This is a genomic window from Pseudarthrobacter sp. CC4, assembly GCF_048957775.1.
Classification (GTDB): domain Bacteria; phylum Actinomycetota; class Actinomycetes; order Actinomycetales; family Micrococcaceae; genus Arthrobacter.
On the sequence record NZ_JARCCZ010000014.1, the window covers coordinates 128,276 to 147,187 of the forward strand.

The window sequence follows — 18,912 nt, forward strand, 5'->3', positions numbered from 1 at the left end:
GTGCTTAGCCGGAATGGGAGGGCCGCCCTCTGCTGGGAGCGTTCCGGCAACCTGCACCGCGGGTGAGCGGCCTCTGCCGCTTTCGAGGAGTGGTACGCATGGTCAAAACCGTTGTCCTGGACCCGTCCAGCCTGGGCCAGCCCGTCAGCCTGGGCCACGTGCTGGTGCAGGCATGGAACCGGATTACAAGGTCCTTCGCCCCCCGGTCTCCCTACAAAATCGGTGATGCCGTAGTGGCGGACGACCCCTTCAAGGGGCGCCGCGAGGGATTGGTGGTGTTCCTGCAGGGCACTTCCGTGGGTGTGGACACCGTCCACGGCGTGTTCTTCTACGACCACCGGCAGCTCAAAAAGCTGGACTAGCCCCGCGGGCCGGCCCAGCTTTTTGGGTGCCAAACAGAGCCCTGCTAGCGCGCCGACCAGCCGCCATCCATGGTGTAGCTGGCGCCGGTCACCATTCCGGCGTGGTCGGACGCCAGCCAGGCGACCAGGGAGGCCACTTCTTCCGGCTCCACGAGACGCTTGATGGCGGACTCGGTCAGCATGATTTTCGCCAGCACCTCGGCTTCGGGGATGCCGTGGACCTTGGCCTGGTCTGCTATCTGCGACTCCACCAGGGGCGTGCGCACGTAGCCCGGGTTGATGCAGTTGGAGGTGACGCCGTGTGCCCCGCCCTCGAGCGCCGTCACCTTGCTCAGCCCTTCCAGCCCGTGCTTGGCCGACACGTATGCGCTCTTGAACGGGGACGCCCGTATTCCATGTACCGAAGAAAGATTGATGATCCGGCCGAAGTTGTTGGCATACATGTGCGGCAGCGCCGCACGGATCAGCAGGAACGGCGCCTCAAGCATGAGGGTGACGAGACGGCGGAAGTCGGCCGGCTCAAACTCCTCGATGGGGCTGATGCGCTGGATTCCTGCGTTGTTCACCAGGATGTCGCAGTCCAGGCTGAGGGCCGAGAGGGCATCCACGTCCAGCAGGTCCACGGCCCAGGAGGTGCCCCCCACCTCGTCCGCGAGTGCTGCCGCAGCCTCCTCATCTACGTCCGCGATCACCACTTTGGCCCCCCGCGCGGCGAGGGCGCGGACACTGGCAGCGCCGATGCCGCCTGCTCCACCGGTAACCAGTGCCTTGCGGCCGTTCAGCGTGTTTTCCATTAACCCAGCCTTCCAGTTCAAAAATTGTCAACGAACCGGCCTGCTCCGGCAGCACCGGAGCAGGCCAAACCCAAGCAGCTCAGCGCGTGGCGGCTGCTACCGCCAGGCCTTCGCGTTCGGCGTCGGCCCTGTCCACGTCCTCAAGGGCTATGCCCTTGGTTTCCTTGAGGCTCAACACCGCCACGATGGTGACGGCGCATGCCACCAGCAGGTAGATGGCGGTGGGAACCCATGAGCCGGTGTCCTTAAGCCACTGGGTGGCCAGGAGCGGGGCCAGCGAGCCGGCGACGATCGAGGTGACCTGCGAGCCCAGCGACACCCCTGCGTAGCGCATCCGGGTTGGGAAGAGCTCGGCCATGATGGCGGGCTGCCCGGCATACATGAACGCGTGCAGGCACAGGCCGATGGTCACCGCGAGCACAATAATGACCGCATTCTTCGTGTCGAACATGGGGAAGGCGAAGAAGGGCCAGGTGGCGCCGGCGACGGCACCGATGAGGTAGACCGGCTTCCGGCCCCAACTGTCCACAAGCCGTCCCACCTGCGGGATCACCAGGAAGTGGATGACGTGGGCAATCAGCAGGGCGAACAGGAGCGAGGAAGTGTCGTATTTGTGGACGCTCTTGAGGTAGACGATCGCGAAGCTGACCACCAGGTAGTACATGATGTTCTCCGCGAAGCGCAGCCCCATGGCCTGCAGGATGCCCTTGGGGTACTTGCGGACCACCTCAAAGACGCCGTAGCTGACGGCCTGCTCCTGCTCCACCAGTTCCTTGGCCTTCAGGAAGATGGGCGCTTCAGTGACGTGGGTGCGGACGTAGTAGCCGACGAAGACGATCACGGCCGAGAGCCAGAAGGCCACCCGCCAGCCCCAGCCCAGGAATGCCTCCTGGCTGAGGGTGGAGGACATGATGTACAGCACCAGGGTGGCCAGCAGGTTGCCCACCGGAACGGCGGACTGGGGCCAGCTGGACCAGAAACCGCGGGACTTGTTGGGGCTGTGCTCGGCGACGAGAAGCACGGCGCCACCCCATTCGCCGCCCAGCGCGAAGCCCTGGATAAAACGGAGGAACACCAGCAGCGCCGGTGCGAGGTACCCGATCTCGGCGAAGCCCGGGAGGCAGCCCATCAGGAAGGTGGACACACCGATGATCACGATGGTGAGCTGCAGGGTGGGCTTGCGGCCCAGCTTGTCGCCGATCTGGCCAAAGACGATGCCGCCGAGCGGGCGGGCGACGAAGCCCACGGCGTAGGTGATGAAGGCCTGGATGATGCCGTCCAGCTCGTTGCCGGTTGCAGGGAAGAAGTACTTGCCGAACACGAGGGTTGCTGCGGTGGCGTAGAGGAAGAACTCGTACCATTCCACGACGGTGCCAACCATGGAGGCTGCGACGATCTTCTTGAGGCCGGCGCCCTTAGGGGCGGCCTCGGCCGATGATGCAGAGCGCTGTCCTACGCTCATATGTTTTCTCCTTAGTGTCCACGTCGACACGCGCTGTGATCCACAGCACTCAATGGGCTCAGATGAGTATTGCCGCAGAAACTTTCCGATTCAATGGCCAAACAGGCACCCTTTGTGTGCAGAATTGCAGATATGGAAACTAATCCGGACGACTTGCTGGTCCTGCTGGCCGTCTCACGGTCAGCGAAATTCACGACGGCGGCACAATCCTTGGGACTGAACCACACCACCGTGTCCCGCCGGATAGCCGCTTTGGAGAAGTCGCTGGGCGGCAGGGTGCTGGCACGGGCAGCGGGCGGCTGGGAACTGACCGACCTGGGCACCCGGGCAGTGCAGGTAGCTGAACAGGTGGAGGCGGCGATGGGCTCGCTGGGACCTGCCGGCAAGGAACCGGACCCTATTACCGGCGTCGTACGCATGACCGCGACGGACGGGTTCAGCGCCTACATCGCTGCTCCTGCCGTGGCGCGGCTGCGGCGGAACCACCCGGGGCTGTGTGTAGAGGTGGTGACCATGACAAGGCGGGCGCTGCAGCAGCGCTCGGGGCTGGACATTGAAGTAGTGGTCGGCGAACCGCAGGTGCACCGGGCCGAAGCGGTGCGGCTGGGCGAGTACATGCTGGGGATGTACGCCTCGCGGGCCTACCTCGCCGAGCACGGAACCCCGGCCAGCGTGGCCGAACTCAACGAGCACCCGCTGGTCTATTTCGTGGATTCGATGCTGCAGGTGGACGACCTCGACGCGCCGCGCCGGCTGGTGCCCGGGATGCGGGACGGCGTGACGTCCACCAACGTCTTTGTCCACGTGGAGGCAACCCGGGCCGGAGCCGGGATCGGATTCCTGCCCTGCTTCATGGGCGACCTCCACGACGACCTGGTCCGCCTGCTGCCCGCCGAAATCGCCGAACTGCTCCCCTACTGGATGGTGCTTCGGCCGGACTCGCTGCGCAGGCCTGCGGTGGCGGCAGTAGTCCAGGCGCTCCGGGAACAGGTGGCCGCGCACCGGGAAAAGCTGCTGGGCCGGGGCAAACCCTCCTCCATTGCTCCGTAACTGCCGTTTTCAGGCCTCAAAACGGCAGCTACGGAGCAATGGACGGGGCGGGCGGGTCGTGGCGGACCGGGGCTCCGGCCGCGAAGGCCCTGACCTGCGCGTCGTCCCACAGGTGCGCCGGGACGGCACCGCCCAGGAGCCGCCGGGCCAGCTTCGGATCGTCGCCGAACGGTGTATCGCTGCCGGCCATCACCATGTTGCCGTAGCGCCGGCCCTTGAGCATGGCCGGGTCCGCGATGATGACGGTGTGCTTGAAGGAGGCCGCGATCGTGGCGGCATCCTCCCGGGCGTTCTTCAGGTCCGGGGCGTCGCCGGAGTTCACCACATACAGCCCGCCGGGCGCCAGGACGCGCTTAATGTGCTGGTTGAACTCGGCAGTGGTCAGGGGGCGCGGGGTCACGGCCCCGGCGAAAACATCGCGGATGATGAAGTCGCGGGTATCCGCCGTCAAGGTTTCGGTGACTTCCCGGGCCTCCCCAACGCGGATCCGCAGCAGCGGCGCCTTGGGCAGGTCGAACCAGCCGCGCACGTACCCGGCCAGCTTGCCGTCCAGCTCCACCACCACCTGCCGGGCGTCCGGGTAGACGGCATGGAAATAGCGGGCCAGCGAGCAGGCGCCGCCGCCCAGGTGCAGGCCGCGCAGCTTTGGGGCCTCACGTTTCTGCACGCCGCCGGAGGAAGCGCCCGACGGCGGCCAGCGGGACTCGATCAGCGCGGCCATCCAGCGCATGTACTCGAAGTCCAGGAACAGCGGGTCCGCCAGGTCGATGTGCGAGCTCATGACGCCGTTGATCTTCAGGAGCCAGCCGGTGGAGTTGTCCTGGTCCGCGATCAGCTCGCAGTCCCCGGTGTCGACGTAGTAGACACCCTCCACCGGACCGTTCGGACGGGTCCCCTTCGGCACTTCCACCACGCCCGCCGCCGGACGGCTGCCGCGGCCCCCCGGTTTTCCGCGTTTCGCCATTACCCGTGCCCCGCTTCAGTCCGCCCAACCAGTTCGAACCTCCAACCCTAGTTGGTCTGCACGGCCCCTTCACCTTCGCGGATCCGGTTCACCACTGCAGTGGTGGAGCGCTCCGCCACGTAATCCAGGATGGCCACCCGGCCCCCGTACTCCTCCACGGCCGGGGTTTCGGCCAGCATCTCCGGGGTGTAGTCCCCGCCCTTGGCGTACACCTCGGGCCGGAGCTGCCGGATCAGCGGGGCCGCGGTGGGGGTATCGAAGACGGTCACGTAGTCCACGCAGCTCAAGGCCGCCACCACGGCAGCCCGGTCCGCCACCCCGTTGATGGGCCGTCCCGCGCCCTTGAGCCGCCGGACGGAGCCGTCACTGTTGAGCGCCACCACCAGGATGTCGCCCAGCTGCTTGGCCTGGTTGAGGTACCGGGTGTGGCCGCTGTGCAGCACATCGAAGCAGCCGTTGGTCAGCACGATCCGCTGGCCCTCGGCCCGGTGCAGTTCCAGCTGCCGTTCCAGTTCATCCGCACCCAGGGCGGTGTCCGCGAATGCCTTCAGGTAGCGGCTGAGCTGTGCCGTGCTGCAGACCGACGTGCCTGGCTGGTGCACCACCACGTCCGCAGCGGACTGCGCGAGGTCCAGGCCCGCCGTCAACGGCAGGCCCGCTGAGCGGGCCAGGGTCAGGGCGGCCACAAAAGTGTCGCCGGCTCCCGACGCCTGCTTCTCCGCCGCCGGACGGGCCCACGTCCGGTGCGTGACGCCGTCGGGCCTTAGCAGGACGGTGCCGTCACGGTCCAGCGTGACCACCACCGCCCTTGCGCCCGTAGCCTGCAGCAGCTCATCCGCGTGCCTGCCCACCTCGGCCACCCTGTCCTGCCCCTCGGGCAGCCGCACGTCCAGCATCCGCGCCGTTTCCTGCGCGTTGGGCGTCACCAGGTCCGGACGGAGCGGCGCCCAGGGTCGGGGATCGTGCGAATCAACCACCAGCATGGGGCGCCCTTCGCCATCCCCGCGCCCTTTGCCCGCCAGGGCCTCTTCCAGGCCACGGCGGACAGGGTCCGCCAGGACGCCGGTGCCGTAATCGCAGACCAACACCGAGTCCTGGTGCTCGACGGCGGCCCGCACCGACGCGGCCAGCTCCGCCAGCGCTTCGACGGGCACGGACTTGGCCGCGTCGTCGATGCGCAGCATCACCTGGCCGCCGCTGCTGATCCGGATCTTGGTGGTGGTGACCATGTCCGGGTGGTCCAGCAGGTAGGTGACGTCGATCCCCGCCGCCACCAGCTGGTTCCGGAGGTCCGCGCCGGCGTCGTCCGTTCCGATGATGCCGGCAACGGACACCCTCGCCCCGAGGGCGGCCAGGTTCATTGCAGTGTTGGCCGCCCCGCCGGGCACTGACTCGCGGGACTGGATGTCCACGACCGGTGCGGGTGCCTCACGGCACAGCCGCTCGATGCTGCCGCTCCACCAGCCGTCCAGCATCACGTCACCAATCACCAGGATGGCCGGCTTTTCCGCCGCCAGCCGACCGGGAAGCCACTCGGCGAGTGCCCGCTGCTGCGAGAGGTCCCCGGCTTCCGGCAACGTGCTCACGACCGGTCCTTGCGGGGGTCCGCGGCCGGCGGCGCTGCTATGTGCACCACTTTCACCCGGCTGAATTCATCCAGCAGTTCCGGGCCGTAGCCGAAACCGGCGCCGCTGATGCCGCGGGGCTGGGCCGCGCCGCCGGGGGCACCGCCGAACACCTCGTTGATCTTCACCGTGCCCACCGGAAGGGCGGCCACCGCCTGCTGGATGTGGGCGATATTGCCGGACAGGACCGTGGCAGCGAGTCCATACCTGCCGCTGCACGCGAGCCGCAGGCCGTCGTCGAACGTTTCCACCACCTGCACCGGGGCAACCGGCCCGAACGTTTCTTCCCTCATGACCTCCATCGCCTCGGTGCATCCGGTCAGCACCGTGGCTGGGTAGAAGGAGCCCGGACCGTCCGGAAGGGCGCCGCCCTCCACAGCGTGGGCGCCCTGCTGCAGCGCGTCGGCCACGTGTGCGTGGACGGCGTCCCGCATCCGCCCGTCCACCAGCGGGGCCACCGTGCTGTTGCCGTTGCGGAGTGCTGCCTCCGCCTCCAGGGCGGCACAAAACTCGGTGGCGATGTCCTCGTGGACGTAGATCCGTTCAACCGCCACGCAGATCTGGCCGCTGTTGCTGAAGGCACCGATTGCCGCCTGCTCCGCCGCCCACACAGGATCGACGTCGCGGTCCACCAGCAGGGGATCGTTCCCCCCGTTTTCCCGGATGACATGCGCGCCGGTCAGGGCTCCGGCCGTGGCAATGCGGGCACCGGCGGCGCTGGAGCCCACGTGCGCGATGACGTCCACTTCCGCCTGTGCCAGAAGCGCGCCAACGCCTGCTCCGCCCGAAATTGTATGGAAGGCGCCCGGCGGGAACGCCGGCGCCAGGACCTCCCCCAGGGCTTCGCCGAGCCGCGGGCAGCGTTCGCTGGGTTTGTGGATCACCGTGTTGCCGGTGACCAGCGCCGCGCCGATCAGGCCGCACGCCACCGCCACGGGATCATTCCACGGGGTGAGGAGCGCTGCCACTCCCCGCGGCTCCGCCACCGTGTAATCCGAGGCCAGTGCATTGCCGCGAAGGCTGAGTCCGCGGTGGACCGGACCGAGTTCGGCATACTGCTCCAGGGTGGAAACTCCGGCAGCGATCCCCGCCAGCGACTCGTCCACCGGCCGGCCCGTTTCGCTGGCATTCAGTCCAGCCAGTTCCCGGGCGGCAGCCTCGAGCGCGCGTGCTGCCGCCTTGAGCGCGGCCCCCCGCTCAGCCGGGGCAGTGGAAGCCCAGTCCGGCGAAGCGCTGCGGGCGACCTCCACCGCCGTGGCCACGGCGTCCGGTTCGGCCTCGGGCACGGTCCAGAGGACCTCGCCGGTGCGCGGGTTGCGGATGGTGATTCCGGCGGGCGCGGCTGATTTTTGGTCGGTTGTTGTTTCGATGGCAGTGATAGGCATGGTGTCGCTCCCGTCGTTTCCGGTCTGGTGGTCTGTTGCCTTTAAGGCCAGGAGCCCTCTTCCTCGTGGCAGATCAGCATTTCGCGGACCTCGCAGCCCGTGGGCTGGTTCAGCGCGAACAGGATGGCCTGCGCCGTGTTGGCGGGGTCGTTGAGGCGGGAATCGTCCTGGGGCTTGTACTGCTCGGTGCGGTCATCGAAGAAGCGCGTCTTCATGCCGCCGGGGATCATGGTGGTCACGCCAATCTCTCCGCCGGTCTCGGCGGCGAGCGCGTGGCTGAAGCCCACCACGCCGAACTTCGAGGCGCAGTAGGCCGTCGCGTCGGCCACGGCGCGCTTGCCCAGGGTGGAGGCAACGGTCACCACCCGGCCGTGGGTCGCCTTGAGGTAGGGCAGCGCAGCCCGGACGACGGACACCGTACCCATCAGGTTGACGCCGATCACCTTCTCCCACTCGGTGGCTTCGACGTCGGCCAGCTTGCCGCAGCGGTCGATGCCGGCTGCGGTGACTACGGCTTCCAGTCCCCCCAGCGATTCGGCGGCTTCCTTGACGGCGGCTTCCACGGCCGCACGGTCCGCGACGTCCACTTCAAAGGCCTTCACGCCGGAGACGTTGCTGATGTCCCGGTCCAGCACCACGGGCGTGCCGCCCGCCCTGAGGACGGCGTCGACGACGGCGGCCCCCAGTCCGGAGGCACCTCCCGTTACGAGCACGCGGCCGGGGGTGTCCGGGGCAGTCACATTCACTTCTGCAGTCATGGTGTTCCTTTCACTGGGGAATACAAACTTTGGGGCGGGTGGGCGGCCGGCGGCCGGTCAGCTCACCTTGGCGAGGGCGTGGGCCAGTCCGGTGGTGGAACGGGCGGGGTGGTAGGGAACGGTTAGGCAGCGCCCGCCCCACTTCTCCACGAGGTCGGCCTCCGGGAGGCGGGCGCCCTTGTAGTCGCCGCCCTTGACCCAGATGTCGGGGCGAAGGCGCTCCAGGGCCGCTTCCGGGGTGTCTTCATCGAAGATCATCACGGCGTCCACGCATTCCATGGCCAGCAGCAGCTCGGCCCTGTCCTGTTGGCCGATGATGGGCCGCTCCGGGCCCTTGAGCCGGCGCACCGAATCATCGGAGTTGAGGCAGACGATCAGGCAGTCCCCCAGTTCGCGCGCGGCCGCAAGGGACCTGACATGGCCTGCGTGCAGGAGGTCGAAGCAGCCGCCGGTCGCCACTACCTTGCCGCCGTTGTCCCGCACCACCCGGGCCAGCAGGAGCGGTTCGCTGATCCGCCGCTTGCCGCCCACGGGGGTCGGGGGCCTCAGCGGTGCCGCAATCGGGGCGTCGGAGCCGGCGTCGGAAGCGGCTTCGGCGTCGCGGCCGGAACCGGGGTCCGGCAAGGCGGACACTCCCCCGTTGGCCAGGAAGTCGGCGGCGTCATGGACTGCGAGCCTGGCGGCCTCTCCGAGGTCCCTGCCCGCCAGGAGGTGCACGGCCAGGCTGGCCGCGAGCCGGTCGCCCGCACCGCAGGGATCGCCCGCTTCCACCCGGGGCGCCGGCACGGGATCCGGGGAATTACCGCCCGCCCGCAGCAGCACCGCGCCGTGTTCGCCCTTGGTGACCAGGACGGCGCGGCTTTGCCAGTGCTCCAGCAGGATTCTGCCGGCCTGGACAGCCGGGTCCTCCGGCTGGCGCTCCGGCGAATGCCCTTCCAGCCCGTGGACATCCCGGCGAGGGCCGCCGGGCACCGGGGCCTGCCGGCGTCCCCCGGCCAATGCCTGGGCCACTTTGCTGGCCTCTGCGAGGTTGGGGGTCACCACAGCGACGCCCGGCACGGGATCCGGGCCGGCGGGATGCGGATCCCAGATAATGGGGACGGTGCCGGCCAGCCGGGCCAGGAGGTCGCGGAGCTGCGGATTTGCCGCCAGGCCCCTGCCGTAGTCCGCCACGATAATCGCGCCGGCCATCTCGACGGCGCGGAGCATGGCCGGGCTGGCGTCCGGGATGGGGACCTCCCCGCAGCCCTGGTCGAAACGGACCACCGGGTGCGATCCTGCCCTGACCCTGGTCTTGACCGGCGAGGAACATCCGCTGGGACCGGTAACCAGCCGCATTCCGGTGAGGTGCGATTCCAGCTGCCGGCCGGCGTCGTCATCGCCCAGGACCGTCACCAGCGTCACGGGCCAGCCGTCCTGGGCGAGCATCCGCGCCACCAGGCCCGCACCGCCGGCACGCCGCTTCACGCCGGAAACGTCCACTACGGGAACGGGCGCATCGGGGCTGAGCCGGGTGGCGTCACCGGACAGGTCCACGTCCAGCATGACGTCGCCCACCACGACGATCCTCATGGCCGGCCTCCCCGCAGTGACAGGGCGGCATCGGCGCCGCTGCGCCGGCCCACTTCCAGGTCAAAGGCGCGGCACATCGCATGCAGGGCGATCAGGTGCCCTTCCTGGGCGTTGGCGTTGAGGGCGTCGACCATCACGGCTTCATCGCAGGCATCGGCCAAGGGATTGGGGCCGACGCCGGTCAGCGCCCAGGTGGTGATGTTCAGCCGGGCGGCAACTTCCGCCGCGCGCAGCAGGTTGGCGCTCTTGCCGCTGGTGGACAGCAGCATGAGCACGTCGCCGGACCGGCCGTGCGCGCGCACCTGCCGCGCGAAGACGTCGTCGAAGCCGTAGTCGTTGGCGATCGCGGTTACTGCCGAGGATTCGGCATGCAGCGAGATCGCGGAGAAAGGGACGCGTTCGCCGTCGAACCTGCCCACCAGTTCGGCAGTCAGGTGTTGCGCTTCAGCCGCCGAACCGCCGTTTCCGGCTGCGAGCAGCCGCTGCCCGCGCAGCAGGCGCTGGGCCAGCTCCACGCCCCAGGCGGCAAGGCGGCTGGACTGGCTCCGCAGCGAATCCAGCGCCGGCATCACGTTGTCCAGATGCGTCAACACGATGTCCGAGCTGACCGGGTCCACAAAGCCGGATCCGGGCAGCGCCGCGGGCAGGGCCGGCGGGGCGGCCAACATCCGCAGGTCGGTTTCACGAAGGGACCATTCCGCCGTCACAGTGCCGCTCCTTCCATCGGGGCAAGGCTGGCGGGAGCCCCTGCCAAGGCCAGCTGATAGGCCTTTTCGGTCTCGGCGGCCACACGGTCCCATGAGTACCTGGTGCGGGCCCGGAGCTTGCCCGCATTTCCGAGCTCCGCCCGCAGCGTGGGGTTATCCAGCAGCATGGCAAGGGCGGACGCGATGGCCTCGGGATCCCGCGGCGGCACGTGCAGCCCGGTCCCGTGGTCCACCACGGTGTCACGGAGGCCGCCCACGGCCGCGGCCACCACCGGGACGCCGCAGGCCATGGCCTCCAGCGGAACAATGCCGAAGGGCTCATACCAGGGGGCGCACACCACGGCATCGGCACTGCGGAAAATCCCCGGCATCGCCCCCCGCGGCACCTGGCCCTGCAGCCTCACCTGCTCCGAGACCCCCAATTCGGCCGCAAGGTTCATCAGGCGGCGCACTTCGGGATCGGCATGGAGCGCCCCGGAGTCCCCGCCGCCGCCCACTATCAGGAGCTCGACGTCGTCGAACCCCGCCTCGCGCAGGTACGGCAGCGCCTTGATCACCAAATCCACGCCCTTGCGCGGCACCAGGCGGCCCACCGACAGGATGCGGTGCCGGCGCGCGCGGGCATCCACGGGTCCCTCAGCGGAGAAAAAGCCCAGGTCCACACCGCAGGGGGCGATCGAGATCTTGGCGGTGCTGATGCCCATGGCCTTGAGCTCAAACACCTCGTCCGAGCAGGTGGCAATGATCCGGTCCGCGGACCGGCCCACGCCTGGTTCAAGCCAGCGGCGTTCCTGCGGGCTGGTGTCCTCTGCGCCCTGGTGCCGCCGCTTGACGGTGCCGAGGGCATGGAAGGTCTGGATGACGGGAATGCGGTACCCGGCATCCGGGCGCCTAGCTGCGTCCAGGGCGGCCAGGCCGGACATCCAGAAGTGGCCGTGCACCACATCCGGCGGCCGCTGGCTCCAGTCCCCGGCCACGCCGTCGGCCAGCTCGCCCATGAAGGGCAGCAGTTCGTCCTTGGGAACATGGCGCGGCGGTCCCGCATCCACGTGGACCACCTCAAGGCGGCGGCCCACCCGGACCCTGGCGGGAAGCTCCGCTGCATCCCTGCGCGTGTAGACGGTGACGTGGTGGCCCCGCCTGGCGAGGGCTTCGGACAGCGCCGCGACGTGCACGTTCTGCCCGCCGGCGTCCACTCCGCCAAGCGCCGCCAGGGGACTGGCGTGCTCGGAAATCATCGAGATTCTCATCGGGTCTTCCTCTCCCGGGCCGGGACAAGGATCCGCTCGTCCAGGCGTTCGTTGTGGCGGTGGCTGGATTTGATGCCGAGGTCCGCCAGGACCTCATCCCAGCGATCGTGGAACTTGCCCAGCCCGTAGCGTTCCAGTGCCGCCTCGCGGGCGGCGACGCCCCGCCGTCGTGCTTCCTCCGGATTGGCCACCAGCCGCTGCGCGCAGCGGAGCAGTTCGTCGATGTCGGCAGAGACGGCGCCGGCTTCCGGCGGCACCGCGCGGGGCGCTTCGGTGGTGGCCAGGGCAACCACCGGCATGCCCAGGTGCATGGCCTCCAGGAGGGACAGCCCCAGGGAGGTCCAGCGCATCGGGTGGATGTACACCCGGCACCTGGCCAGTTCACGGTGCAGTTCCCGGGTCTTCAGGTCGCCCCTCGGGGTCAGCCGGGACTCTGCTATCCCGGTGGCGGCGGCCAGGCCGTCGGTCTTCATGCCAAAGACCTGCAGCGGCGCCACCGACGCGAAGGCGGGCAGCAGGTCCGTTCCGGTAACGCGTCCGCGCCGGATGGGTTCATTCACCACCACGCCCAGTTCGGGCAGTTCCCCTGTGTAGAGCTGTCCGGGGTCCGGGATTCCGTGCTCGACCACCGTTGCAGCCGCAGAGCCGTTGTCCCAGGCCAGCCTGTTGAAGTGCGTCACGTGGACCAACGGGATGCTGCGCTGGTCCGCAAGCGGGTGGCGGGTATTGGGGAAATCGCCCTTGGGGGTGTTGTGCTCCACGTACACGGCAGGCAGGTCCGCGCCTGGCCGGCGGCCCAGCAGCCGGGCAACTTCGTCGATTTCTTCCGGGCGTTGAAGGACGACGGCGTCAACCTCCTCCGGGTCCAGCGCTGCGAGGTCCACCTCCCGCACAGATGCCGGCCAGTCCCTGCCGGCACGGCCAAGCCCCCAGGGTCCGCCGCCCGGCAGGACGGGAAGGAGGTACTCATGACGGCCGCGCACAAAGGCGTCCGTCCAGGAACCGTGGACATGCCAGAGCAGGATCTTCATCTGTTGCGGGCCTTTCTACGGGTGCTGACGTGGGTACTGAAAGAGCTCACTCCGCCCATCAGGCGCTCCACCGCCGCCACCACATCCTCGGGGGAAACGGAGTCCAGGCAGGGGTGGCCCGGGACCGGGCAGACGCGGGCGCGGGTCATCCGGCAGGCTGCGTTCTGGTCCCCCAGGAGTTCCAGCGGAACCCCGTACGGCGCCCAGCGGATGGCCGGAACCACCGGCGAAAAGAGGCAGGCAACGGGTGTGCCCACGGCGGCCGCGAGATGCGCCGGACCGGTGTTGCCGGTGACCACCGCCTCCGCCCCTGCCATGACACCGGCCAGTGTGTGCAGGTCCGTTCGGCCGCCAAGGTCCAATGCTGAGGGCCCGGCCACCGTGGCGGTCAGCGACGTTTCCCCCGGACCGCCCGTCACCACCACGCGGTGCCCTGCGCCTTGGAGGAGTTCGACGGCGGCCGCGTGGTGCAGCGGCGGCCAGGCCCTCGCGGGAACGGCCGCGCCGGGGTGGACCACCACATAGGGCTCCCCGCCCACCAGGTCCCGGACATCCGGCACGGACGCCAGGTGCAGCTTGCCGTCGTCGCCGGGCGGGAGCCTGAAGCCGGCGGCCTCGGCGATGCCCAGGGCGCGTTCCGCCTCGGGCTGGTCCTCGGGGAAGTCCTCCCCCGGTTTGAGCCGGACGTCCAGGAGGGATCCCGCGTAGTCGGTGGAAGCCCCCGTGATGCGCTCAACGCCCGCCAGCCGCAGCAAAAGCGCCAGCGGCAGGGGCGATTGATGGAAGGAGGTGAGGATGACGGCTTCGGTAATCCTGGAGTTCCGGACATACTCAATCAGCCTGTCGGCGTGCGGTCCGGTCATCTTTGGGGCGGGATTCATGATCCACGGGCTGTCCCAGCTGTAGACCTCCGCGGCTCCCGGCAGCACGCCGGCCGCCGCCTCCCCCTGCCTGCCGCACAGCATGACGACGTGGTTGGGCCTGCTGCCGTCCGGGATCCTGCCGTTGGCTACGGCCCTGACTGCAGGACCGGCCAGCAGGACGTCGCCCATGCTGTCCAGGCGCGCCACCAGGACGCGCCCCATTACCGCCCCTCCTGCAGCAGGAGCACGGCGCCCGCAAGGTCCTGCGCCACCAGGCGGGCTCCAGCCACTTCCCCGGCAAGGGTCACGTGCGTCGGGACCAGCACTCCAGTGGCGCCGGCTGCCTCCGCGGCCCGGACGTCGGCGCCGATGTCACCGATAAGCGCGGCCTCAGCCTCCCGGATGCCGAGTTTCCGGCATGCGCTGTGGACCATGCCCGGCGCCGGCTTCCGGCAAGGGCAGCCATCCTGCTCGCCATGGGGACAGACTTCCCACACGTCGAAGGGGCCCAGCAGTTCGTCCACCCTTGCATTGACACTGGCCACCTCAGCGGCAGTGATCATGCCGCGGGCAATGCCTGACTGGTTGCTGACGACGCCGGTGGCAATGCCCTCGGACCGCAGGGCGTCAAGCACGGCTTTGGCGCCGGGCATTGGCCGGACAAGGTAGGGGTTCCCGTTGTAGGGGACGTCGACCACCAGGGTTCCGTCCCGGTCGAAAAGGACAGCCCTGAGCCTGGATGTTGCGGTGCTTCCCATGCCCTCCCTGTTCCCCTCTGCCGCTGCCCCTAAACGGGGCCGGACGGTTTTCTCACCTGCCGGCCGCGTTTGGCGCCAAGCCACTGAGCAGGCAAGATAGCGCTGCGATTGCCTGCTGCGGCTTCTCCCGTGCGGTCCCGGGGAGGGCCGGCTTCGGCGCTCCGGCGGGAGCGTGGCTGCTACTTCTTCCTGGCTTGGGCGGTGCCCCTGCGGGCCGGGTTCCGGCCCGGCGAGGCAGGATTGCCCGGCCCGTGGAGGGCCCGCAAGCACGCTTCGGAGGCCGTTGCCCTACCTGCGCCATGGCTTCCGGTTCCGTGGACTGTTTTCCCTCGGACTGCGTCCAGTTCCCGCGGGTGCAAGCTTCCCTCAAGCCTTCGCTGGAGCTCCACCAGGACTTTGGCAAGGCGCCGTGAGACCTGCATCTGGGACATGCCCAGCCGCTTCCCCAGCTGCACCTGGGTCTCCTCGCAGAAGTAACGGCGGTAGAGGAGCTCCCGGTCCGCTGTGTCCAGGTCCTGGATCGCGTCGCGCAGGCAGGCGAGCTCCTCCAGGCGTTCCAGCGGCGTTTCGGGGCATGCCAGCACTTCACCGATGGACGGCGCGTCCGAATGCGGGTTGACGGCGTCCAGGGAGTCCGGGTGCATGCTGCTGGACGCCGAGATGGCCTCCTGCACTGCGGCCGGATCCTCATCGAGCGCCCCTGCAAGTTCGGCCACACTGGGGTTCCGTCCCAGCGACTGGGTCAGCTCCGGCTCGGCCCGGAACATCCGGGAACGCAGGTCCTGGATGTGCCTGGGCGGCCGGACCACCCAGGTGCGGTCGCGGAGGTACCGCTTGAGTTCCCCGGTGATGGTGGGGGCAGCGTAGGCGGGGAAGCTCTCGCCCTTTGACTGGTCAAAGCCGCGGGCCGCCTTGACCAGCCCCAGATAGGCCACCTGGTTCAGGTCGGCGCGCTCGCGTCCGCGGGCCTCGAAGCGGGCGGCCAGGGCCTCGGCCAGGTCCAGGTAGCCAAGCACAAGATCGTTTTCGAAGGTCTGGCGCAGCCGTCCCATTTTGGCCCGGGACGGGCTATTTCCCATGAATTCGGGCTGATGTTGGTGGGCGGCCGTAGTATCCGCGGCAAGTGCGGGAAGGTATTCGGGCATTGTCGTTGGTTCCCTCGGGTCGGGGGTCCGAAAGCCTGCGGCAAGACTCAGAAGAAGGAAATCATAAGGTTGCTTATAAAACAATCCCTCCCGGTTATAGGCTCGCCCTGTAAGCGGTACTAGCCGGCCACGCCAAGGAGTCCCTGCCAATGCACATCGCCATCACCGGAGCCAGCGGAAACGCGGGAACGGCCCTGCTGCGCAAGTTGCAGGCGGAGTTGTCCCAAAAACCGGGAAGCCTGCAGTTGACGGGGATCAGCAGGCGCCGTCCGGACACCAGCCGGGCACCCTATTCAGGGGTGGATTGGCACACCCTTGACGTGGGCCTGGCGAGCGACCGGCCCCTGCTGGACGCTGCGCTGGCAGGAGTGGACGCCGTCGTTCACCTGGCATGGCAGATCCAGCCCAACCGTGACCTTGAGCAGCTGTACCGGACCAACGTCACCGGCACCAGGAACGTCCTTGCCGCAGCCGGGAAGGCCGGCGTGAAACAGGTGGTCTGCGCGTCGTCCGTGGGCGCCTACAGCAAGGCTCCCAAGGATCGCCGGACGGATGAGTCGTGGCCTGCCCGGGGCATGCCGGGTTCACACTACAGCCGGCACAAGGCGGAGCAGGAAGAAGCCCTGGACGCTTTCATGTCAGCGGAGCCGGGCATCTCCGTAGCCAGGCTGCGCCCGGCCCTGATCTTCCAGCGCGACGCCGGGAGCGAGATCGGGAGATATTTCCTCGGGCCGCTCATCCCAAGGCTCCTGCCGGGGAGGCTGCGGGTGCCTGTCCTGCCAGTCCCGGAGGACCTCATCTTCCAGGCGGTCCACGCCGACGATGTGGCTGATGCCTACTGGCGCGTCATTGACCAGCGCGCCTCCGGGGCATTCAACGTTGCAGCCGAACCCGTCCTGACACCCCAGGAACTTGCCCGCATCCTGCGGGCCCGAAGGATCCTGCCCATCCCCATGGGACTGCTCCACGCCGTCGTTGGTGCGGCATGGAGGCTGCGGCTCCAGCCCACAGACTCCGGGTGGATTGAGATGGCGGCCGGAGCCCCCGTCATGGACACTGGCCGGGCACGGCGGATACTTGGCTGGGAACCCCGGCTCTCATCCACCGAGGCAGTCACCGAGGTACTGGCGGGCATGGGAACGGGGGAAGGAGTTGCTCCCTCCCCCGTCCTGAAACCGAGGAACGTTCCTTCGCCCGCGGACTAGATGCCCGGGCGGGGATTCTGCCTGTCCCCGTGGGCACCCCCGGCAGGATTGGGGCCCTCGTTGCGCCGGCCGTCCCGGTCAACGTCGGCGCGGTCAACATCGGTGCGGTCAACGTCAGTGCGGTCCGCGTCGGTGCGCTCAGCGTCGGGGCTGGCTTCATCACGTAATGCCGGGCCCCCGGCAGTGTCAGCCCGGCCGCCTGCGGCGCCCTCACGGTTGGCACCCTCGCGGTTGGCGTGGCGGGTGTCTTCACGGTCGGCGTACTCACGGTCTGCATGGCCGGCACCGTCGCGGTGGGCACCGTCGCGGTGGGCACGGTCGCGCCGGTCGCCCCTGCCGTCGGGGTCCAAGGTGACGTCAGGGTCAAGCTCGTCGGCTTTGCGTGTCCGTTCGTTCACGTCGTCGCGGAGCGACTTGGCCTCCGTGGCCTGCTGGTCCGCCTGCTGGCGCAACCGCGCCGCATCCACCTGTGCCTGCTCCGCATCCGCCCTGGCCCGGATCGCCTTCGCTTCGCGCTCGCGGGCATCGAGCTCCTTGGCCTCGGCCTCGCGGCGGATTTCAGCCGCCTTCTCCCGATGTGCGTCATCCCGCTTCTGCTGCATCGCCTTGCGGCGCCGCCCGCTTGCCAGCAACAGCAGAACCACCAGCACCACCACAACGACGGCAACCAATACCCAAATCCATGGAGCTGTTTCCAACCTACCCACCACTTTCCACTTCGATGTACCCGGCAGGCGATCGCCTTACCGGCCGACTCTTTTGGAACCTAATGCAACTCGCTTAGCAAGGGTACTTACCTTTTATTAGTAATCATGCTTATTATTTTACGGCCAGTATTGCTGGTTCTTGATCAACAACCGGCCTTCTTGGAAAGAGAGAGCGAAGATGACAGAGAACCAATGGCCCGAGGACCCCGCCTACACGGCCCCGCCGGCCTCCACAGGAATTCCGGGTGAGCGGTCCGCCGCCACCTTCCCGTCCGCCGCCACTCCCCCTTATGGCCAAACCCAGACCGGCGACATCTCCGGGGCTTCCCGCAAGGATGCGGCAAGGGAAGAAGCAGCAGACGTTGCGCGCACGGCCAAGGATTCCGCCCAGGGCGTTGCCCAGACCGCCAAGGAGGAAGCCGCGCATGTGGCCTCCGAGGCGAAGACCAGTGCGCAGGATCTTCTGCACCAGGCGAAGTCGGGCCTGACAAGCCAGGCGGGAACCCAGCAGCAGAAGGCAGCGGAAGGCATCCGCTCCATTTCCAGCCAGCTGCAGAGCATGGCCGAGGCACCTGACCAGCAGGGCGTGGCCAGCGACCTGGTCCGCCAGGCTGCCAGCACCACCGAAACGGTAGCCTCCTGGCTTGAGACCAAGCAGCCGGGAGACCTTCTCGGCGAAGTCCAGAGGTTCGCCCGCAACCGCCCCGGCACGTTCCTGCTGGTCGCAGCCGGCGCAGGCGTCCTGGCCGGACGCCTCACCCGCGGACTGACCGCAGGGGCCCCCGAAAGCTCGTACGGCACGGGCACCACCACGGCCGGCCTTGCCGGCCAGTACCCGGGCGCCGGGTATTCCGGTACGCAGTACGGGGACCAGTACACCGAGTCGTATGCACCGGCAGGCGGGACAGTGCCGCCTCCTCCGGTCCAGCTTCCCGGGCCGGCCACCACCACCGCAGGGTACGACGGCGGCGCTCCCGGCAGCGGCTACGGGGAGCCAACGCGTCCGGCCAGCGCACTGGACAGCCCCCAGCTGGTTGAAGAACCGTGGTCCGGAAACCGGGTTGCCGACGATCCGCTTGGCAACCGAGACCTCGCCGACGATCCTATGGCAGGTGATCCCCTCACCCGGGACCGCTCCAGGGATGGCCAGTCTGGCGGGCTGTGATGAGTAGTTCTATTCCGGAGATGCCCCCGAGCGAGGCGCACCTGAAGGCTGATAACGCCTCGCTGGGTGAGCTGCTCGGGGACGTGACCCGCGACCTGTCCACGCTGAT

The 18,912-nt window shown here is 68.6% G+C and carries 18 protein-coding genes; 4 read left to right on the forward strand and 14 right to left on the reverse strand.

Translation table 11 applies throughout. From position 1 onward, the window contains the following. Window positions 1-98 precede the first annotated feature (98 nt). Entirely contained in the window at window positions 99-362 is a 264-nt protein-coding gene (locus PV768_RS11225) for a hypothetical protein (RefSeq protein WP_157239472.1), read from the forward strand. Window positions 363-406: 44 nt separating this feature from the next. Here PV768_RS11225 and PV768_RS11230 read toward each other — a convergent pair whose 3' ends face one another. After that, window positions 407-1,156 (reverse strand): 3-hydroxybutyrate dehydrogenase, encoded by a 750-nt coding sequence (locus PV768_RS11230; protein ID WP_157239474.1) that lies wholly within the window; start codon window positions 1,154-1,156, stop codon window positions 407-409. Window positions 1,157-1,235: 79 nt separating this feature from the next. Then, window positions 1,236-2,618, reverse strand: a complete 1,383-nt coding sequence (locus tag PV768_RS11235; protein WP_421093043.1) for an MFS transporter — start codon at window positions 2,616-2,618, stop codon at window positions 1,236-1,238. 132 nt (window positions 2,619-2,750) lie between these two features. Between PV768_RS11235 and PV768_RS11240 the strand changes: the two genes are divergently transcribed. After that, window positions 2,751-3,668 (forward strand): LysR family transcriptional regulator, encoded by a 918-nt coding sequence (locus PV768_RS11240; RefSeq protein WP_421093044.1) that lies wholly within the window; start codon window positions 2,751-2,753, stop codon window positions 3,666-3,668. A gap of 28 nt (window positions 3,669-3,696) precedes the next feature. Here the strand turns inward: PV768_RS11240 and PV768_RS11245 are convergent, their stop codons facing one another. From PV768_RS11245 to PV768_RS11295, 11 genes are all read right to left on the reverse strand, one after another. Further along, window positions 3,697-4,632 carry a spermidine synthase gene (locus PV768_RS11245; protein WP_421093045.1) on the reverse strand — a complete coding sequence of 312 codons (936 nt, stop codon included), beginning with the start codon at window positions 4,630-4,632 and terminating at the stop codon, window positions 3,697-3,699. A 47-nt stretch (window positions 4,633-4,679) separates the two neighbouring features. Continuing rightward, complete coding sequence (rfaE2, locus tag PV768_RS11250) at window positions 4,680-6,218, reverse strand: D-glycero-beta-D-manno-heptose 1-phosphate adenylyltransferase (protein ID WP_321215188.1); 1,539 nt, start codon at window positions 6,216-6,218, stop codon at window positions 4,680-4,682. Next, window positions 6,215-7,642, reverse strand: a complete 1,428-nt coding sequence (locus tag PV768_RS11255; RefSeq protein WP_421093046.1) for an aldehyde dehydrogenase family protein — start codon at window positions 7,640-7,642, stop codon at window positions 6,215-6,217. Before PV768_RS11255 ends, rfaE2 begins: the two co-directional genes overlap by 4 nt. A 41-nt stretch (window positions 7,643-7,683) precedes the next feature. Then, entirely contained in the window at window positions 7,684-8,400 is a 717-nt protein-coding gene (locus PV768_RS11260; RefSeq protein WP_421093047.1) for an SDR family oxidoreductase, read from the reverse strand. A 57-nt stretch (window positions 8,401-8,457) separates the two neighbouring features. Beyond that, window positions 8,458-9,972 (reverse strand): PfkB family carbohydrate kinase, encoded by a 1,515-nt coding sequence (locus PV768_RS11265; RefSeq protein WP_421093048.1) that lies wholly within the window; start codon window positions 9,970-9,972, stop codon window positions 8,458-8,460. After that, window positions 9,969-10,679 carry an SIS domain-containing protein gene (locus PV768_RS11270; RefSeq protein WP_321215186.1) on the reverse strand — a complete coding sequence of 237 codons (711 nt, stop codon included), beginning with the start codon at window positions 10,677-10,679 and terminating at the stop codon, window positions 9,969-9,971. The genes PV768_RS11265 and PV768_RS11270 overlap by 4 nt, the downstream gene beginning before the upstream one ends. Continuing rightward, on the reverse strand, window positions 10,676-11,929 hold the full coding sequence (locus PV768_RS11275; protein ID WP_421093049.1) for a glycosyltransferase: 1,254 nt from the start codon (window positions 11,927-11,929) through the stop codon (window positions 10,676-10,678). Before PV768_RS11275 ends, PV768_RS11270 begins: the two co-directional genes overlap by 4 nt. Then, complete coding sequence (locus tag PV768_RS11280) at window positions 11,926-12,960, reverse strand: glycosyltransferase (protein ID WP_421093050.1); 1,035 nt, start codon at window positions 12,958-12,960, stop codon at window positions 11,926-11,928. Before PV768_RS11280 ends, PV768_RS11275 begins: the two co-directional genes overlap by 4 nt. After that, window positions 12,957-14,045, reverse strand: a complete 1,089-nt coding sequence (locus PV768_RS11285) for a glycosyltransferase family 9 protein (protein ID WP_421093051.1) — start codon at window positions 14,043-14,045, stop codon at window positions 12,957-12,959. The genes PV768_RS11280 and PV768_RS11285 overlap by 4 nt, the downstream gene beginning before the upstream one ends. Next, a complete protein-coding gene (locus tag PV768_RS11290; RefSeq protein WP_421093052.1) occupies window positions 14,045-14,581 on the reverse strand; it encodes a D-glycero-alpha-D-manno-heptose-1,7-bisphosphate 7-phosphatase in 537 nt (178 codons plus the stop codon). Before PV768_RS11290 ends, PV768_RS11285 begins: the two co-directional genes overlap by 1 nt. Window positions 14,582-14,760: 179 nt before the next feature. Beyond that, complete coding sequence (locus PV768_RS11295) at window positions 14,761-15,726, reverse strand: sigma-70 family RNA polymerase sigma factor (protein ID WP_421093053.1); 966 nt, start codon at window positions 15,724-15,726, stop codon at window positions 14,761-14,763. A 149-nt stretch (window positions 15,727-15,875) separates the two neighbouring features. Between PV768_RS11295 and PV768_RS11300 the strand changes: the two genes are divergently transcribed. Continuing rightward, entirely contained in the window at window positions 15,876-16,931 is a 1,056-nt protein-coding gene (locus PV768_RS11300; RefSeq protein ID WP_421093054.1) for an NAD-dependent epimerase/dehydratase family protein, read from the forward strand. On the opposite strand, the gene PV768_RS11305 is transcribed toward PV768_RS11300, so the two are convergent. After that, complete coding sequence (locus PV768_RS11305) at window positions 16,928-17,602, reverse strand: hypothetical protein (RefSeq protein WP_421093055.1); 675 nt, start codon at window positions 17,600-17,602, stop codon at window positions 16,928-16,930. The genes PV768_RS11300 and PV768_RS11305 overlap by 4 nt on opposite strands. 214 nt (window positions 17,603-17,816) lie before the next feature. On the opposite strand from PV768_RS11305, the gene PV768_RS11310 reads away from it, so the two are divergent. Beyond that, window positions 17,817-18,803 carry a hypothetical protein gene (locus PV768_RS11310; protein WP_421093056.1) on the forward strand — a complete coding sequence of 329 codons (987 nt, stop codon included), beginning with the start codon at window positions 17,817-17,819 and terminating at the stop codon, window positions 18,801-18,803. Window positions 18,804-18,912 lie beyond the last annotated feature (109 nt).

Coding starts and splice junctions, on each gene's coding strand:
- PV768_RS11225 (WP_157239472.1), top strand. CDS start 99: ATGGTCAAAACCGTTGTCCTGGACCCGTCCAGCCTGGGCCAGCCCGTC.
- PV768_RS11230 (WP_157239474.1), bottom strand. CDS start 1,156: ATGGAAAACACGCTGAACGGCCGCAAGGCACTGGTTACCGGTGGAGCA.
- PV768_RS11235 (WP_421093043.1), bottom strand. CDS start 2,618: ATGAGCGTAGGACAGCGCTCTGCATCATCGGCCGAGGCCGCCCCTAAG.
- PV768_RS11240 (WP_421093044.1), top strand. CDS start 2,751: ATGGAAACTAATCCGGACGACTTGCTGGTCCTGCTGGCCGTCTCACGG.
- PV768_RS11245 (WP_421093045.1), bottom strand. CDS start 4,632: ATGGCGAAACGCGGAAAACCGGGGGGCCGCGGCAGCCGTCCGGCGGCG.
- PV768_RS11255 (WP_421093046.1), bottom strand. CDS start 7,642: ATGCCTATCACTGCCATCGAAACAACAACCGACCAAAAATCAGCCGCG.
- PV768_RS11260 (WP_421093047.1), bottom strand. CDS start 8,400: ATGACTGCAGAAGTGAATGTGACTGCCCCGGACACCCCCGGCCGCGTG.
- PV768_RS11265 (WP_421093048.1), bottom strand. CDS start 9,972: ATGAGGATCGTCGTGGTGGGCGACGTCATGCTGGACGTGGACCTGTCC.
- PV768_RS11275 (WP_421093049.1), bottom strand. CDS start 11,929: ATGAGAATCTCGATGATTTCCGAGCACGCCAGTCCCCTGGCGGCGCTT.
- PV768_RS11280 (WP_421093050.1), bottom strand. CDS start 12,960: ATGAAGATCCTGCTCTGGCATGTCCACGGTTCCTGGACGGACGCCTTT.
- PV768_RS11285 (WP_421093051.1), bottom strand. CDS start 14,045: ATGGGGCGCGTCCTGGTGGCGCGCCTGGACAGCATGGGCGACGTCCTG.
- PV768_RS11290 (WP_421093052.1), bottom strand. CDS start 14,581: ATGGGAAGCACCGCAACATCCAGGCTCAGGGCTGTCCTTTTCGACCGG.
- PV768_RS11295 (WP_421093053.1), bottom strand. CDS start 15,726: ATGCCCGAATACCTTCCCGCACTTGCCGCGGATACTACGGCCGCCCAC.
- PV768_RS11300 (WP_421093054.1), top strand. CDS start 15,876: ATGCACATCGCCATCACCGGAGCCAGCGGAAACGCGGGAACGGCCCTG.
- PV768_RS11310 (WP_421093056.1), top strand. CDS start 17,817: ATGACAGAGAACCAATGGCCCGAGGACCCCGCCTACACGGCCCCGCCG.